Source organism: Chroococcidiopsis cubana SAG 39.79 (genome assembly GCF_003991895.1).
Taxonomy (GTDB): domain Bacteria; phylum Cyanobacteriota; class Cyanobacteriia; order Cyanobacteriales; family Chroococcidiopsidaceae; genus Chroococcidiopsis; species Chroococcidiopsis thermalis.
In genome coordinates, this window is record NZ_RSCK01000003.1 from 60,067 (window position 1) to 77,028 (window position 16,962).

The window sequence follows — 16,962 nt, forward strand, 5'->3', positions numbered from 1 at the left end:
TAGAAACGAAGAATGTTTTTAAGCTATGGTAAGAAAGCTGGGAAGGTTAAATCGTAACCAAAGCGATGCTTCTGAAATTGAAATTTTTGGCAGTACGACTTCTTCCATACGATTGAGAAGAACCAGATCCTTTATCCGAACGTATGCTGGCTCCTCTTCGTCGAGTGAAATTCCCAGCGTACCGTCAGCGACATCAAACACTTGGAAGTCGAAATAGACAATTTCTCCTTCTTCAATAACTACGTGAGGAGAAGAAAAATCATCGTCTTCAGTATAATTTAATTCGATAATTTTTGGTTTATAGCCTTTCGGATAGACTGGTAGATCCCAACTAGTGGCAGCAGCAGCGACTGAGAGCGGATATGCATCCTTTAAGTCGGCAAAATTAGCTGGCAACTTAGCCTGAATTGCTTCTAGTTCGTACTGTTGTAGTTGATAGTAAGAAGCCATTTTTGATCTCCTGCTAGATAAGATAACATATATTTCAATGCATTGTTATTACTCACAAACCGCGTTCGATTTGACTATTTTTACTGCGTTGTTGCTGCTTTAGTTTTTGAGGTTGACCGCTTGTCGCTACTAGCTCTTTACGTTGAGCTGCTTCAACGGCAAGATTTGCGTAACGCTCTGCCGTGTCAAGATTTTGTTGTTGAAGTTTTTGAAATTCTGGATCGTGAGATAGGATTTTAACCGTGTTTTCTGGAGAATGACCCTCGCGTATAGCTTGTTGGGCAACAGCCAGCGTTTTTTGTGCTGGTACTTTAGCTTTCACACGTTCACCATACATGCTCCATAAGGCTGCATGTATGGTCTCAGTTTCTACTACGATGTTGGGAGACGTTTCTATTGAGGTTTGAATTTTCAAAATCTCAGACTTTGCTCTCCGATCGAATTTCTCCTCTAAAGCTGCATGAGTTGTATTTTTATCGATCGCTATCCTGACTTTAGGAGGAGCTTTTTTTCTCAGCGATAAACGCTTGTAAATCCGCGCTGCTCCCTCAACAGTATTTTGAACGGTTCTAACTTGTTCGCGAACTATATGCTGTTGAGACGAATCGACGTGAGAGAAATCTCTATCTAGCATGGCTTATCGTTCTCCTTGTAATAGTAAGAGTTAGTCTTCTCCTGCTGCACTCGCTACAGCTTCCGCCTCCTCCGGTGGTGGTAGCTGCCAATCCGCGATCGCCCCTCTCTGCAAAAGCTCTATTCGTAACTGGAAGTCCTCTAGATGGAGCTGCGTTTTCTTAGCCCTCTCTACCAAGCGATCGCGGACTTTTGTATCCCATAGCTTTGTGCTTTGCTCTTGCGCTAGCAAGTCATCTTCCGGTAAAACAAACTTTTTGACGTGCCAGGGAACGGAGCCAGCGCCACCACCTTCATAACCAGGACTGATAAATAAGCCTTCGCGTTCCCGCATTTTGTTGATTTCATCTGCTGTCATCAGATCGATCTGGTGGTATTGCTCGGACTGGCTGGTGCTGTGTTGCTTGCCGTGGGTTTTAGAACGGGGCTTGATCACCACCTCTTTCTTACCTACATACTTACTCCAAGATGCAGCTGTAGGTTCGTGGTTGGGGTTGAAGACAAACTTAGTCGCGCAAGCAGCTACTATGGAGTCTGCATCGTCCTGCCCGTAAGTTTTTTTCAGTTGGGATTGAAACTGATAGCCTAAAACCGTCACTAAACCATACGATCGAAAGCGGTTGATCCAATTTACTAAGTCTGGGACCCATAAACTGGGAAATTCATCCATAAACAGCGCCATAGGAGTCTGGCGAGGCGTTTGATTGTTCATATTGTGCTTGACGATCATGTGCAGTAACGAAGCAACTAGGGGGGCAGTTGCTGCTTCCCGCTTTTCGTCGATCTGAAAGAAAATTATTTGCTTGCCATCGAGCCTTAGTGGAATCGTCGTTTTACCGATCAAACTAGGCAGAAAATCGCGCTTGACAAACCGAGAAAACGTAATTGTTGCCGTCCCCACAATACCGCTCACCGTGCGTTCCGCATCCGCAACAGAAAGCAGCGATGTGGCGCTCACTTCTGCCCATAGATCTAAATTATGTTCCCCGCTCGCCAACTGTAGCCGTTTGGCTAGTTTCGGCAAGGATAAAATTTTCCAAGCTGTCAGCATATCTGGATAGGGGCTAGCCTTCGCCAGCATGAGTACCGTTTCTAGCAACTGATCTCCCTGCGGTCCGAAGAAGTCATCCTGCCCTTTGCTAGAAGCTAGTTTAGAATTGCGGTTGATAATAGTTGCAATTTCGTTGGCACTAGCCGAGTCTCCCCCATCTTGTAGAAAATCTAAAGGATTGATCGTGCCACTGTAGGGAAAACCTGGTGCGAAAATGTAAACTTCATAACCAGCCTCAATAGCATAAGCTACGTGCCGCCGCATGTGGTCGCCTTTGACATCGTAGATCAGCATCGACATGGATTCATCGATCGCGCTGCGAATCATCGGATCGATCGCGCTACCAGTCTTTCCCGTACCAGGGCTGCCAAGAACTACGATTCCCCTCTGCGCGTCGGGAACGAGGTAAGAGCAAGTAAAGCCAGACAAAGTAAAAATTCTGGCACGAGCGACTAACGCCCAGGTCGCCAGTTGTCGAACCCAACGCTCCTTTCGGGTCGCATCCGTAGGAATGGGAGCAAATTTAATTCGGTATTTAGGCGTACCGATATAGAGTGTGACCCGATCTTTTTGGCGCTCTCGCAACTGCACGATCGCCCTGTCGAGCGCCGCTCGCTTTTCGTTCGCACCCGCCCAGCGACCCGTCGTTAGTTTTCCTTTCCGGCTGCTAAACTGATTGCTCAGGGCAAGAAATAGCATAATGCCGCCAATCAACATCCACCGCCAACCCATATCGGGATGCATCAAAGGAGCAAATGCATTGCTGTAAGGGTTGTATTCTGCGGTCGTTGCCGATACTGTCCGAACGTGTTGGGGCATAAAATCTATTTCATTGAGCGTTACTTAGATAATTCAACTGGTTGATACGTCTCGCCGTTGTAACAAAGTTGAGTGACGAAAGGCTGAGGGAAGTTATTTTCGTAAGAAGTCAAGCGCAAGCAAGGTAGGCGATGCTCTAGGCGATCGCTAACTTGTACGATCGGGGAAGCGTTTTGCGGTTGAAAATCGTTAACGTAGCCGTTGAATACCTGTACGAAGCTATTGTTTTGCTCTATGTAACCGTAAAACAAACATCCCGATGCCCCACAACTGGGATTGGCATCTGGATTTTTTCCTGGTAAGCGAGTATTAATTAAGTAGAGAGTCTCCGCGTTGGGCTTGCTGATTTTCGACACTCGCATCTGTCCTACATCAACGGGAGGATCTGGTGCGATATCTTTGGTGTAGTCGCGGCTCACTTGCTCGATTAAAGCTGGAGCAGCAACCTGTAACCGTTCCCACTTCAAGATCTCGGTAGCATTTCCTACTAGAGCATGGCAGGAAATCCAAATAATACTAGACATAAAAACCAGTTGAAGAAAAGTAGAACGAGTTTTCATGTTATTTATCCTTGCTGCGATCGGTATTGAGAAGTATTATCTTTTGTAGCGGATGTGGCGCAGTTTTTGTTAGATTTCGCCAACGCTTGATGGTAACTCCTCACCAATCTCTGACCGTATTCTCTAATAGTGGGACCGCCCGTGTAGTCGCGCCCGCTTGAATTGCTACAAGTCCCCGAATACCACATCTGCCCCAGACAAGCTACCAGTTCGTCGCCCGATTTTCCGCGCCGTAGCAGGCGGTTGATATTTTGTGTTTGAGCGGTGACAAATAACCGATCTTGCGCTTGAGGAGAAAAATATCGATTGAGTTCGGCAGTGGATGGGTTGTACCCTGCTTGAAGGCGAGTGTAGAAATCGCTTCCTCCTGGTTGGCTTGTAATTGCTGATCGAACGTCACTACGGTAAGTCATTAACTGGTAACGTCCCAACCCACGCCCGCAATTTCCCGCACCATCACATCCCCACTGCCCGACGCTGTTGTAGTTGCCTTCAATGCTACTGGTCGCATCTGCCAGCGCTGGAAAATCGATACCCCCTGGTCCCTGTCCGCAAAGAGAGGTGCTGCTAATTACTTCTGAAGTATTGGTTGTCCGCTGCGGTTCGTACTGTTGCCTAGTTTTATTAATTCGCGCTTGGTACTTTGCTGGGATCTTTACATTAGGTTGAGAAGTTGAAGCTACAACTATAAGTCCTTTTTCGCGAGTTGAAAACCAAGGGATAGGACCGATAAAATAGGAAGCGCAAGATTTCCCTATGAATGGAAAATTGGCACAAAAATTAAAGTACAATGCAAATTTAGCAGTTCCCTTTGTCTCGTCAACACCCATCAGCACGACTTTGAAGGGAACGCCTGGGTAAACCTTAATTCCCGTGGGTTCCCAACCCCCGTTTATTTTTGCTAAGAGACCAAAACCTCCTTTGACTTTTTGAGACAGACCCGAAACCCATCGCTTTCCATGCAAAGAACCATCGTTGGAAAAAGGGTCGGTGATTTCGATATAGCTGCAAGGTTTCCCAGGATCGCAAGGCACGGGGACAGTTTTTCCTTTGCGATCGATGCTGCCACTAATGTATAAATCGGGAGGAGAGGTAGAGTCACCAAACTCGGCATCAGAAAAGGTAACGTCCGTCCTACCAAAAGAAATGCTATCGCTTAAGAAAGGTACGGGAAACTGTCCAAAGGGAACGAGGTTTAAACCAGGAATGTCAGAGATAAAAGATTGCTGCCAGCCCGCAAACTTACCGATAAATGCTTGCGACAGACCGGGAATAGATTGCAAATTGTACTGAGATAGGTCTAACTTACCCAAAGACAAGCTGCCAAAAACTGGATTTTGTTGCAATACTTGAGAGATCGTGCCGTTGCCCAGCCCTTTTGATAGCTTTAACAAATCTTTCAAAGGTGCAACGCTATCGATGGATAAGTTTGCCAGTTGTGGAACTGCTCGAACTAAAGATAGAGGAGTTTGTAGCTCTGCTATCCCAAAATCGTTTAGCTTTACATTTTTTAGCGCTAACCCCGTCAGATCGGAAATGTCTTTTAGGCTGAATGCTTCGAGATGGAAACGATCTTTAAGATCGCCTAGCTGTACGAGCGCATCAACTGACGTGCCAGCTTGCCAAACACGCGAGGGATCGTATTTGAGAGCATTTACTAAGTCTTGAGGGAGATCGATCCATCCCGATTGTTCGATAGTTGGAAACGAAGAAAACGAAACTTTAGACCAATCCGGTGTTTCTACTTGCTTTTGCCCGTCAGTGTATGTAATAGTTGGCAGTTTAGTACTTGTATCGACTTGTATGTTTTGCGAGTACGCAAATTCAGTTTCTATACAAGCAAAGATTAGTAAGAAACTTGCAGTCCAAATAATAAAATATAGTAATAATCTACTAATTTTGGAGTAACGCATAAAAGCTTACACCTGTGCAAAAAAATAGTTATTTTTACTTCTATTTGCTTTTTAATAATAACGGTTGAGGCTTTGAACTGTCAGGATTGATAATTAAAGACGAATAACTAGAAGTAGTTTTAACTCCCACTGATACGGGAATGAGTTTAAAAATATATTCTTTTATTCCTCGATCGCTTTCCGTATAGATTTTTAACTGAGTGCTACCATCTGCACTATGCGACTGATTGGGAAATTCAAGCGGCGGGTATATCTGTTTGATGAAAACAACTTTTGTTCCCGTGCTGGTACAACTTTCTCGGACGGTCAGCGGGCAAAGAACTCCGTCTACTCCACCATAAGTAAAACGAGAAGGATCGCCAGCCATGACTTGCTTTACAGTCTCGCCAGTTCTAGAAAAATTGATCGTAAAAGGATCGCCAGGATAAATCTCTAACTCAATTATAGAGCCGTCGATCCCTTGCGCTCGACCGGAGAAAACTTCGCGAGTTGGAAAAGCTGTAGCAGGATTGCAATATATTCCTAGTAGAGTAAGAGGGAGAAGAATTAAACGTTTCATCGTTCAAAAGGAAATGATTGGTTGACAAAAATTTGGACGGAAGTTCCTTGCTTCAACTGATAAACTGGAGCCTGCGATTGAGTATCTTGCGACAATCGTTGATTGCGGTTTTGGATTTGAGAGACTAAAGACTGCGATGCTCCTTGACCGAATCCAGCTAGATAATCTCGCCGATCGCGTCTAATTGTAGAATTATAAAAATCTCCCGAACTATATACAGATTCGGAAGTAGGAGAATTTATCAATCCTGCTACGTTGGAAGCACCCGCTAGTACGGGCATGAGTATGTCTCTACCTAAGTCTCTTCGTCTGCGAGCTTTAGCTTGCAATGGTTGACCGTCTTCGCTAAAAATCAAAATAGCTCCAGGGGGCAAAGGCTGCTCGACAACGCGACCGTTAACTTGCAATAACTGAGAAATAGCAGAAAGCTGTAACAAACCATTACCAGTTGCGCTATCGATTCTTGCAACTAGTTTCGTTGCTTGCGGAACCGCAATCGAACCATCGTTGGCTTGCAGTGGTTCCTTGAGTTGAATCAGGAATCGTTGGTCGGCATTTTGCAACTCACCCGTCCAAGCGATCGCCGTCTCTAGCTCTCCCGCAGCGTGCGTACCGACGATCAAACTGGGAGAGGTATTCGAGTAATTACCGCTCGACAAGTCACTCGATTGTGGTGATTGCGCTTGTGGAGTGAGTTGAGATGGAGGTTCACCTATCCCTCCACTCGGTTGGGATGCTGAGATATTCGCTTCGCCTTCCAAATTCAACTCGTCAGAATTGTCAATCTTTGAAGCTTGCATTTGACTAGTACTTTCAGAAGTATCTGTTGCCGACGTACTACCAATTCTGCCTAAAGTAGCAGCTTGGCTCCAAGCTTGGTACGGATCGGGGGAAGGAGTAGCATCTGGAACGGGCGTAGCGGGCTGAGGTCTTGCAGGTTGAGAATGAGTAATTACTGGTTTGGGGGCTGGAACGTACATTACTTGGCGTACAGGTGAAGCTGTAATGGGGCGAGTGGAGGCAATTCGAGAGAGACGAGGAGAGGGAGGCGTAACGATAGGTTTAGGCTTGGCAAGCTGCGCTCTCAAATTGGCGAGTTGCTGCTTTTGAGAAGCAAGAGCTAACTGCCTTTTTAATTTGGCATTTTCAGCTGCAAGGTCTGATTCTTGTTGGGGAGGGGTATTTGTTGTAGCTGGTTGTTGTTGGGAAGTACCACCACTGTTAGTATCGCCCTTAATAAAGCCCACCACTACTAGCATTGCCAGAAAGCTACCCGTACCGATCAAAATCAGGCGGGGAAGAGGTTTGTTACCAAAAGAACGCTGGCGTTTGACCTGAGCTGGCTTGATGCGATCGCCAGCATCTAAGAGGGGAACTTCATCCATAGATGCCGTGGCTACAGCTTGTTCGTCGTGCTGATAGCCTAATTCTTCATCAATTTTGCTCTTATCCATTTTATTCAACTACAGAATTCTTAACGCGATCGCAATTATTTGCCAGCTAAAGAACTCCGCATCTCCGTTGAAGTTTACAATCTAGTTTTGTTAGGTTTGCTCGATAGAATAACAAGAGCTTAACTTTATTTGTAGACATAAGTTCCACATCTGCCGCCTTCAAGCAGCATTAGGTATATCCTCAATGAGAATAATTTCTAATCCTGCTTCTCTCAAGTGATATGCAGCTTGTTGAAGGGGAGATAATCCTTTTTCAAGCGGATAGCGAGGTGGGGGAATTGCTTTAAGACGAATCCTTTTATTGATCGGCATCGGGTCTCCTATCGGCTGACTCAAGTTGAAAGCGAGCAAATGCCCGATCGAGTCTATCGACCACTGACCTCGATCAATCTGTTTGGGTGGCAATAGTCGATCGATTTGCAGTACGGTTTGTAGTTGGCAAACACCTCGGTCGGGACATTCAAAAATCTCTGCAGGGGTAATATCGGCAATTCCTTGTAGAAACTCCCGCCGAAAATCCTCGCTCAGGAGAAAAGCAGCATCCCAGGTTGCAGTAGTAACTTTTTTACCTTCACCGATATTGATACCTGGATCGGTTTTGCCGTTGGGGAGCTTTCCCGACCAGTTGTAAGTGAGCGTTTCCCACTCCTGTGCTACGCGAGATACAACACCTAGAGTTCTATAATCAGATAGAGCAGGGGCAACTTGAATTACCTGCCCGTCAACCAACTGTACTAATGAAGGAGGAGGCTTACGTGCCAAAGCGCTCAACTGCGTTCCCATGTAGAAAATCATTAACAAAAGTAAGAGCGCGATCGCCAACACAGCAAGCTGAGTCAGTGGGATAAAGTTACTAGAGTGAAAACGGGGTCTATCAAAGGGAAGACGGTGCATATTGACACTAGATTAGGATAGTTGCTATGGAAATTACAGAATTTGCTACGCTCGTTACCATCCCTATTTGCTCGGCATAGGACTGATTTGCTGCCTTTATCGCCACAAATGCTCCCCCAGTTGCCAGACCAAGAGCGATCGCCGGAGCGCCATAGCCGAGCATATAAGCATACTGCAAAGTATTCATGGCTTGAGATTTAGAGTAAACTAAGATATAGGCTGTCAGACCTATAACTATGTCGTAATAGAGAAGCGCTAGGGCAAAAGAGCCATAGATCGCAAACCAATCGAAAACTAACATTCTCTTTTCCGGCATCAACGACAACGCCAGAACTATTGGGAAAATCAATCCCGATAATAACTGTCCTCCTTCCATTGAATTCGTAAACATCCATGACTTGGCATAGAGTGAAGCTTCCATTCCCGATTGAGCAGCATAGCCTCCGGCAGCATTAGCAACATCTTTTAGCGCGCTCAGAACAGTTCCAACTACAGTACTATCCGGTGAAAGTACTCCTATAGGATTAGCTTTATTGGTTGGTTTAAAAGCTCCTTTGCTCAAAACATCAGTTATTGTATTGGCAAAAGTTTTAAAAAATCTTACTGCTCCTGGACAAAAGCCTCCGCAATACTGTTGCTCGTAAGTATTTTGTAATTCTTCGGCACGTTCTTTCAAATTATTGATGCACTCCGTTTGAGTGAGTTGCGGCGAACCGTATTCAATTGCAGGGGCGACCATCGGGCGGGCGCTACATTGATTGAGTTCTTGAATCAATGCATCCCTAGCACTAGCTGTCGCGATCGGATCGTAGATGACTTGCTTAATTTTGACTCCATTGACTTCCTGAGCTAAAAAACCAGAAATGCCGCGTTCAAAGATTCTATGCAAGCCGAAAGCTACTTGAGCAGAATGATCGCCATTGGGAATCAGTAAAATCAGCACCATCATAGGGCGAATCAAAAACATGAATTGCTCAATATCAAAGGTCTGCTTCAAATGCTGTATTGCTTTATAAAATGAGTAGAGAAAGCAACACGCACCAATGACTCGTGCTGCATAAGCTAGTTGCTGAAAAATTAAATTGTTTTTGGGTAATATAAGAATTTGCCAATTAAGATTCCAAGCTTGTGTAATAGCTTCTTGATTAGTTTTAGTATTATTCATCAAGTCACTAAAAGTATCTAGTGCCAAATAGTAAGACTGAAACATCATTTTTATCACTCATCGTTACTGTATCTATCCAGTCCAGGAATCCACAAATTTTGAGAAGCAGCAATTTTGGAGTTAAGCGTCTGCTGCCGTTCTAGTTCACCAATGACCGACACTTGATCGAGCGTGGTACTGATATCGTCCAGCATTAAATTAGAAGCTGCCGTATGAGTTTGAATTGCTGTGAGCTGAGCGGATGATTGTCCGGCTATTGCTGCTAGTGTTGTCTGCTGTACGGCAATATCTTTCAAAACATCCTGAGTAACGTTTCGCTTTAAAGCATGGCGAGCGGCAGTGTTGGACTGATCTATAGAATTGAGAACCGTTTTTTGCTGATCTGCAATTATTTCTTGTCCGCGCTTGCTTAAAACTCCTGAGATGACTCCCTCTACGACTTGCCGATCTATAGCGTTAGCTCCAGCTTTTGCCGTGATAACCTGGTTAGGCATCGACGCTTGCTGCATAATAGTAGAGCGGACTGCTAATGGGTTAGGAATACCCAAAATTCCCGTGATTCTATCTACATCAGAGATAATTCCATTTAGATCGAAACCGATAATATCGCGATAAAAACCGGAAATTTCATCCCAATACTGCTCGATTTCATCAAGAAAATCATCCGCATGACTAAGAAACTTACTAATTTGATCGATTACCGATGATGTATCAGGTCCACCAATCTTTTTAACTATTGGACTGATGCGATCTATTCTGCGATCTATTCCTCTAATTATGTTATCAGCATCCCTCGTAATCCCCGCACAAGCAACACCAGCAGAAACAAAAAGCGCGGCTATACTCGCACCAATTAAACACCATTTTTTATATCGTCGATCTATCTTTACTACCATTACATCCTCCTAATTCGCAACTTTTGCCAACAGCTGAGGTGCTGGTTGAATCGTATCCATTGGCAATCCCGCAACTAGAGCGCGTTCGTAAAGATTGGCAAAAGCAAGTAGTCCCTCTAGGGGATCTTCATAAGCTGCCATGACCCGCGAGCGCGCCGCCGACTCGTCAAGATTATTCGCCATCAGAGCTAGCATCAGTCTGTTAGAGCGATACAGGCACTCGATATGAGTCGTGCCGTCCAAATTAATCAGCCAGTTGGAAGTTAAGCTAATGGCAGAAGGTTTAGCCGAACTAGATGCATAAGGTGCTACCAGCGATCGCTCGAATCCTAAAACATCTGACATCGATTGAATCGCAGTCCCTTTGATATGTCCGCACATGGCAGCCGTCAAGTTGTCAAATATTTGGGAAGCAACTGCCGTTTGTGCCAGAGAATTTGGTTCTTGCCCCGACACAATGACGGAACATCCCCACTTACCACCATTGGCACAGAACTGTCCGACGATCCGCATAATAGACGGAAAACCTGCTAATATTGAAAGTTCGTCGAGAACGCAGACGCTAATAGGACTCTCCAAGGCTCGACGCAAAAGGGCAGAGTAGGCTGCTAGCATCAAGATCTTAGCTTCTCGGTTGCTTGACAGGTTACGGAAGGCGAATACTAGTCCCATAACGTCGGAGCGAAAAGATGTGGGACGACCGATCGCTCTCCCTAACGAACTCTTGAGTATCCCCCTCAGCCGTGCCAAAATTCGTCCGGCTGCTTCTCGTTGGATATCAGTAATTGTTGGGTCGTTTGCTGCTATGTATTCGGGCATCCACCATTCGGCAAACTCTAGGTAATCGCACAACGTAGGTGTATTTTCATGTTCTGGCGTGCCGTACCCTGCTACATTTGCTGCCTTGTACCGCCGTACTATTTCTGGCTGAAGGTAAAAATCGTGGAGGGACGGCACTACTAAGTCTCTGATATCCTGTTCGTCATCTGCATCTGTAGTTACTAAAGTTACAATTGCGTCTACATGAAAATCGCGAATCTCTTGAGTCCGTTCTTCAGCTTTAGGAAGTCCACTATAATCGGGAAACTCAAGTAGATTGTTAGAAGATACAAAAGTATCGACGTAAAAGCACTTTTCACCGCTTTGTGCCAGTAAGTTAATTGGATCGGAGAAAGTGGACGTGCCGTCTGGTCGGGGAAAATCTAGAGCAATGAAAGGAATGTTGAGAATTAAGCACAGAATTAGAATTTCACCTAAAAATACGGACTTACCACCTCTACTCGTAGCAAAAATAGCTAATCTTAAAACCTTATATAGATTGAAGTAAATTGGCGTACCGCCCTCTTTTGCTAATAGCTCGATACCCCGATGATGGATCTGTTGCGTGTTTAATAGTGGTAAGAGAGTAATCGCTTCATAACTTGAATAAAGGTACTTGTTACTGTAGAAATCGCTAGAAGGGCAGCTACAAGTAAAAGGCAAAGATTGCAACCACCGCAGGTAAGCGAGTTCCGTTTCACAAATGGTTGTAGACTTAAAATAAGTAGCTAACTTATGCAGATCTTGTTCTAGAGTTTGAGGATTGGAACGATAGAGAAATACACCAGCCGATACGCCTATCATGTTCTCACCACGCTCAATTGCCTGCCGTGCCGCGATCGACCAAGCCGCCCGTTCTTCAGCATTGACATCCACGGTTTTACTCTTAAGGGCTTTGATCGACAGCTCTTTAGCGTTACGGGTTTGTCGTTCGAGTTGAAATTTTCGTAGGTGTACGTCGTCTACCCAAAAAGTAGCGGCGAATCTATAATCTCGTGTCTTGGTCTGCGGCAACCACATATGGCGGAGCTGATCTACGGCATTCGTGTATTCTCCAAATTTGCCTAGTTCCAAATATCCTACGTATTTGTCTTTTACATATACCCACTCGCGTCCGGTGTAGGGCGTGGCATCGCGCCCTCGCTCCCCGCTTAACAACACGGAAGCACACAGCAGCGCGTTGTTTTGCTCCACAGATATACCTTTTTCGTTGAGGACGAGTAGTTGAGGAATAGCTGGAGCATCGCCGTAATGTAAAAAGTTCCAGTCCCGTTCCCAAAGTCCTTTTGCAGTGTCAATCCTACCGTTGAGTTTCATTAATTCGTTAACGATCCCGTCCCACTGCAAATAGCCCTTCGTATATGCATGAGTCAGTGTCTGTTGCAAAAGCTGGCGATCAAGTACCTCTTTCTGTCCTTTAAAAGTCTTGAAAAATTCTTTTAGAGATGTTAGCGCTCTACCAACTATATCCGTCACATCGGCATCTTTTTCTAATGGAGTGTACGTACAAGTAATTCTAATATCTTTGGGGTTTCGCAGCCCTTTCCGCTTTTGCTCTCCTGCTTTTTGTTGCTGGGCGCGAATCAGAGCGTAGAGTAGATTGGATTTTTTACTGGCATATTCTTCTAGTTCGACTTGACGGATATCGTCACTAGAGAATGACTCGCACTCCACGGTCATTCGCTCTCCAAAAGGCAAGCCATTCAGTCCGCTTTCCCAATTATTCAAAGTAGTTTGAGCGTTTTCCTCAGTCAGCGTCGGATGTTCGCCGTCAATTAAGAAGTCAAAGGTGAATTTGAACCGATTCTTTCCTGCTTTCAACAACCGCAACCCTACTTGCCGTCCTTGTAAGTCAACTTGCACGTAGCACAGGATGTCAAATGCATCTTCAGCCACGCAATACGATTCAGATGGCAGTCCAGGAGTAATAATTTTTCGCCCTCCAAAACCAAAGGGGAGATTCATGGTGGAAGTTGTCTTAACTGGCAAAGGAACGTTCGACTGCCATTGGCAAGAAATGTTTTTGCGCCTCAGTTTTGGGTTGGGATGAAATTGAGAGAGGAATTTATTGGGGTAGCCACCTGATAGTAACCAAAAACTACCGCACATCCAAGCAACAATACCGATCGTCCACAACCAGTCCCAGTGGAGGTAAAACTTGCCTAGAAATCCAACTATTCCGAAACAAATGAAGAAGGGTAACTGCTCTGATGGTAGCCCTGCTATTGTAGGGTTTTTGCCAATTACAGGATTTGCGGTAATTGGGTATCTAGAGTGCCGCTCTGGTTTGTTAGCTTTATTACTTACCATCAGAAACCCGTATTACCACCAGTGAATAACAATATGATTAACGGACAACCAGCAGCAAACGTCAAACACCACAAAAACGGACCCATTGCCGTGCCAAACTCAGATCCATCACGCATTCGAGTGATACCTTGAAAAAATGTAAATATAGCAATGCAAGCTAAAGCAGCCCCAATTACTGCAAATATTTTGGTAATCGTACCACCACCAGTAGCACCAGCTGCATTGCTAAAGATTTGAGGTAAATTTCCGAAAATACCTCCGCCTCCGCTTCCTTGGTTCTGTCTAGGTGTATTTTGAGCTAGAACTGTGGATGACGGTATTAGCAAAGCCGTACCCAAACTCAGAACTGCAATGTAGTAATGCTGCATTTTCTGTTTTGGGACTCGATTGCAGATAATTGCCATTCCGATCGCGAGTACGGTCAGTAGGGTAAACGGTACGCTATTGAATAAAAAGTCTGTTGCTACAACGTACAAAGTTAGTAGGAAAGAAGTTTTGTAAGACTTTGATTTGAGTTGAGCCAAACGGCTGCGTATTTCTTCTCCGACACAACTTTTGTTTATTCTTTGAACTAACATAAGTACTTCCTATTTGTAGTAGTTATTCGGATTCCAGTTTCAGTTCGGACAAGGTTGTAACTTGCATTACTTCTGAGGGGCTTTTCGCACTCTAACTACTTGCAATGCTATACAGATTGCTCTGATATACGCAGGTATTTATAGGGAGATAACAATTTGATGATATCGAACGCCACCTTCACATCTTCTTTCTCAAAGCTACCGTTGTCATTAAGTTCTCGCTCTACGCGATTGATAGATTGCCCGAACAAATTTTCCATGCTCAATGCTTCAATCCGCAGCTCTTGTCGGCGCGATTCTAACGCTATAGCAAAGCTAGACTTATCTTTGCACCAGCTATCCAAGGTTTCTCGACCGATACCGAGTTCTGCTGCTATTACCTCTTGAGAAAATCCAAGTAACAGCCAGTCAACTGCTTGTTGTTGCCAAGTTAGCAATTTGCATTCAGAACCCGTGCTGGTATTGCTTTTATCCATAATTCATGCCATAGTAATTGTACGCAATCCCAATTAAGCGATCGCGGTATTGTTTGCTAGTGCAAATTAATAGACGGCAAAGAAAGCAAGTGAGGATGGCAATTGCTTCTTAACCTGAGTTGTCTTTTTCCTGAAATTACAAGGTGATACTACTGGGAGTTATATAGTTAACCTCCATCAAAATCCGCGCACGCCCTCTTTCGAGCTAACTGGCAAGAAATGACATTTGGGCAACAGTGATAACTCCTTGGGGCAACGCATACGCGCCTACTGCACTCTCATCAGTAAGTCTTGATTTGGTTAGCTGAAGTTACTACCAACTCAAGTCATAATTCAAACTCACTTTGAGCATTTTGGAGACAGCAAAAAGCCCTATGCCTGATGTACATATAAAGCTTATATCATTCAAAAGTAGAGTCAATAGTAAAAGACTACCAGCAAATGAAGAAATGTTAACGTTAGTTTTAAGCTCAGTGGCGCAAAAATATCTACCTTTACCCCTATTGCTTGCTTCGAGTAGCAGGGTCAGCAAAAAATAGCGCAACTTTGTGAAGAAGTCGTTGTAGAGCAAATTCAATCGGACAGCAGTTATTTTGTCATCTAAGACTAAAACGACAGACTGTTAGTTTAGAGAGAGCTGAAGTCACTCTTGAAAATGCATTTGCTCTAACAAGCGCTTTGCATTTTCAGTTAAGAGTTGAGATCGCTCGACGATCGACATTAAGATATCTTTGTCCGCTGAGTTAGCTGAATTAAAAGTTGTTAGTTTCGTACATTGCACGATCGCTGTTAAAGTATCGGCAATTTGCCTGTAGGACATACTTTCTATACTGGTAACGAGAGAATTGCCTGTAGCGCCCACATCGGCTAAACCAAGCATAGTAATTGGTGCTGTTACTTCTATATCAAACGTTTCTCTCGTCTCGCTCTCGACAGCTAAATTGTCGCACAAATTTCCAAGCGATTGAGCAGAACTAGGATCTCCATTTAAAAATCCCGATATTATCTGTTCGCTACTGTTGTCCGTGGCAGCCGAGTCATTCAACTGAAGATTTGCTAATAGTTCAATAGATTCCAATTCAGGCTCTCTTACAACTTTGGCATCGACATCTACTGTCTGACTGTTGTTGTCTATATCTACAGTCATTCGCTCCGTACTTGACATGAATTGCTTGTGTCGGTTGATGATTTCCTTAGCTATCTTGCTTTCAATAACTTCACCTTGACGAGCGCGAGCGATTGCCTCGTTACGTGCTCGATCGGGGACGGAATTACGAGCTAGAGCAAGGATAGCACTAGTGGTAATATTCAAATCGGTAATTTTTACCGATTTGAACTGTCGCGCTACCTGCATGAATTTTCTAGCCGCTGACTCGCTCCAATTAAATTCCGAATCGATCCATTTACAAAAATAGCCGTGAGGGAGCGATTGTTTAACATCTATCAAGCTCTGCCCGATTTGAAACATATTGTCGGCACTTCGACGCAACAGAGATTTTATTTCGCGAGCGTGTTCTTGGGCTAGCAAGCGAGTTCCACTGTCCAAGGCTGCATAGTCAAATTTGTGACAAGCATACAAACGATTCGAGAATTCGGAGCTTAAACATTCACAAGATACTTCGCGTGCAATCATACTACTCCCCAAATCCATAAAGAAGTAAACAATTTGCGTTGATAAATTTTTTGTAGATTATGTTTAAATGATTGTTATCTACAAAGTTTCTTTTAAAATTAAACAGTAGCATACTGCATAAGTCAATACAAAAGGCATGGTATAATAAGAGACTAACGTGACGATAGCCAGTACAATTGTCATTAAGCTTTCTTCGGTCGGCTATTTGTCTTGATCTGCAATTTGTAGCACTTGCCTCCTTCATCGTTCTAGTTATTCACTATTCACCAGTAAGGCTTAGTCGAGTCGTTCTTATGGAGCAGAAGCGAAGATCGCTTGCAGAGTGCAAGCGGCTTTAGCTCTCCTGTTTTCTAGTTAAATAGTTTAGCGCGTATCCGCGCATTCGCGTAAATGCGTTTACGTAAATACGCATAAACGAAGAAAGTCGAATGAGCTATGGGATGATTAAGCTCGAATTATATTTTGAGCTATGGCTGATAAAGAGGAAATTAGAGGCTACATACCAGCAGATTTAAGACGGGTAATGAGAGCTGTAATCGCTTTACGAATGGATAAAGATTTGTCAATTGGTGATGTACTTGAAGAAGCAATCGCTGATTGGCTCGACAAGCCGGAAAATAAAGACCTGATCGAGAGACATCGGCTCAGAGACACGTCCGATTAAGGAATTGTATGTGACTTTGTAGATAACATTTTGTATATTGTACATAACAATAATAGTAATCAAACTAAGGTAGCAAGACGATTGGCTG

The 16,962-nt window shown here is 44.2% G+C and carries 15 protein-coding genes; 1 reads left to right on the top strand and 14 read right to left on the bottom strand.

What is annotated here, in order from left to right; all coding sequences use genetic code 11:
• Positions 1-18: 18 nt before the first annotated feature.
• The 14 genes from DSM107010_RS02900 to DSM107010_RS02965 all read right to left on the bottom strand — a co-directional run bounded on the left by DSM107010_RS02900 (position 19) and on the right by DSM107010_RS02965 (position 16,210).
• Positions 19-450 (bottom strand): hypothetical protein, encoded by a 432-nt coding sequence (locus DSM107010_RS02900; protein ID WP_106165798.1) that lies wholly within the window; start codon positions 448-450, stop codon positions 19-21.
• A 52-nt stretch (positions 451-502) separates the two neighbouring features.
• Entirely contained in the window at positions 503-1,084 is a 582-nt protein-coding gene (locus DSM107010_RS02905; RefSeq protein WP_106165799.1) for a hypothetical protein, read from the bottom strand.
• 30 nt (positions 1,085-1,114) lie between these two features.
• Entirely contained in the window at positions 1,115-2,953 is a 1,839-nt protein-coding gene (locus DSM107010_RS02910) for a type IV secretory system conjugative DNA transfer family protein (protein WP_106165800.1), read from the bottom strand.
• A 20-nt stretch (positions 2,954-2,973) separates the two neighbouring features.
• The gene (locus DSM107010_RS02915; RefSeq protein ID WP_106165801.1) at positions 2,974-3,513 is read right to left on the bottom strand and encodes a hypothetical protein; all 540 of its coding nucleotides are present in this window, start codon (positions 3,511-3,513) and stop codon (positions 2,974-2,976) included.
• A 5-nt stretch (positions 3,514-3,518) separates the two neighbouring features.
• Positions 3,519-5,426, bottom strand: a complete 1,908-nt coding sequence (locus DSM107010_RS02920) for a hypothetical protein (protein ID WP_106165802.1) — start codon at positions 5,424-5,426, stop codon at positions 3,519-3,521.
• 40 nt (positions 5,427-5,466) lie between these two features.
• A complete protein-coding gene (locus tag DSM107010_RS02925) occupies positions 5,467-5,985 on the bottom strand; it encodes a hypothetical protein (RefSeq protein ID WP_106165803.1) in 519 nt (172 codons plus the stop codon).
• Positions 5,982-7,439 (bottom strand): TrbI/VirB10 family protein, encoded by a 1,458-nt coding sequence (locus DSM107010_RS02930; RefSeq protein ID WP_106165804.1) that lies wholly within the window; start codon positions 7,437-7,439, stop codon positions 5,982-5,984. Before DSM107010_RS02930 ends, DSM107010_RS02925 begins: the two co-directional genes overlap by 4 nt.
• A gap of 159 nt (positions 7,440-7,598) precedes the next feature.
• Positions 7,599-8,333 (bottom strand): hypothetical protein, encoded by a 735-nt coding sequence (locus DSM107010_RS02935; RefSeq protein ID WP_106165805.1) that lies wholly within the window; start codon positions 8,331-8,333, stop codon positions 7,599-7,601.
• 7 nt (positions 8,334-8,340) lie between these two features.
• Positions 8,341-9,546 (bottom strand): hypothetical protein, encoded by a 1,206-nt coding sequence (locus DSM107010_RS02940; protein ID WP_127022315.1) that lies wholly within the window; start codon positions 9,544-9,546, stop codon positions 8,341-8,343.
• 5 nt (positions 9,547-9,551) lie between these two features.
• Positions 9,552-10,394, bottom strand: coding sequence for a hypothetical protein (locus DSM107010_RS02945; RefSeq protein WP_106165807.1), 843 nt, complete (start codon positions 10,392-10,394; stop codon positions 9,552-9,554).
• A gap of 9 nt (positions 10,395-10,403) precedes the next feature.
• Positions 10,404-13,523, bottom strand: coding sequence for a hypothetical protein (locus DSM107010_RS02950; protein WP_106165808.1), 3,120 nt, complete (start codon positions 13,521-13,523; stop codon positions 10,404-10,406).
• The gene (locus DSM107010_RS02955) at positions 13,523-14,101 is read right to left on the bottom strand and encodes a hypothetical protein (RefSeq protein ID WP_106165809.1); all 579 of its coding nucleotides are present in this window, start codon (positions 14,099-14,101) and stop codon (positions 13,523-13,525) included. Before DSM107010_RS02955 ends, DSM107010_RS02950 begins: the two co-directional genes overlap by 1 nt.
• 107 nt (positions 14,102-14,208) lie before the next feature.
• The gene (locus DSM107010_RS02960; RefSeq protein ID WP_106165810.1) at positions 14,209-14,577 is read right to left on the bottom strand and encodes a helix-turn-helix domain-containing protein; all 369 of its coding nucleotides are present in this window, start codon (positions 14,575-14,577) and stop codon (positions 14,209-14,211) included.
• A 643-nt stretch (positions 14,578-15,220) separates the two neighbouring features.
• Positions 15,221-16,210, bottom strand: coding sequence for a DUF3102 domain-containing protein (locus DSM107010_RS02965; protein ID WP_158631725.1), 990 nt, complete (start codon positions 16,208-16,210; stop codon positions 15,221-15,223).
• 469 nt (positions 16,211-16,679) lie between these two features.
• Here DSM107010_RS02965 and DSM107010_RS02970 point away from each other — a divergent pair, with 469 nt between their 5' ends.
• Entirely contained in the window at positions 16,680-16,874 is a 195-nt protein-coding gene (locus tag DSM107010_RS02970) for a hypothetical protein (protein ID WP_106165812.1), read from the top strand.
• Positions 16,875-16,962: the final 88 nt, after the last annotated feature.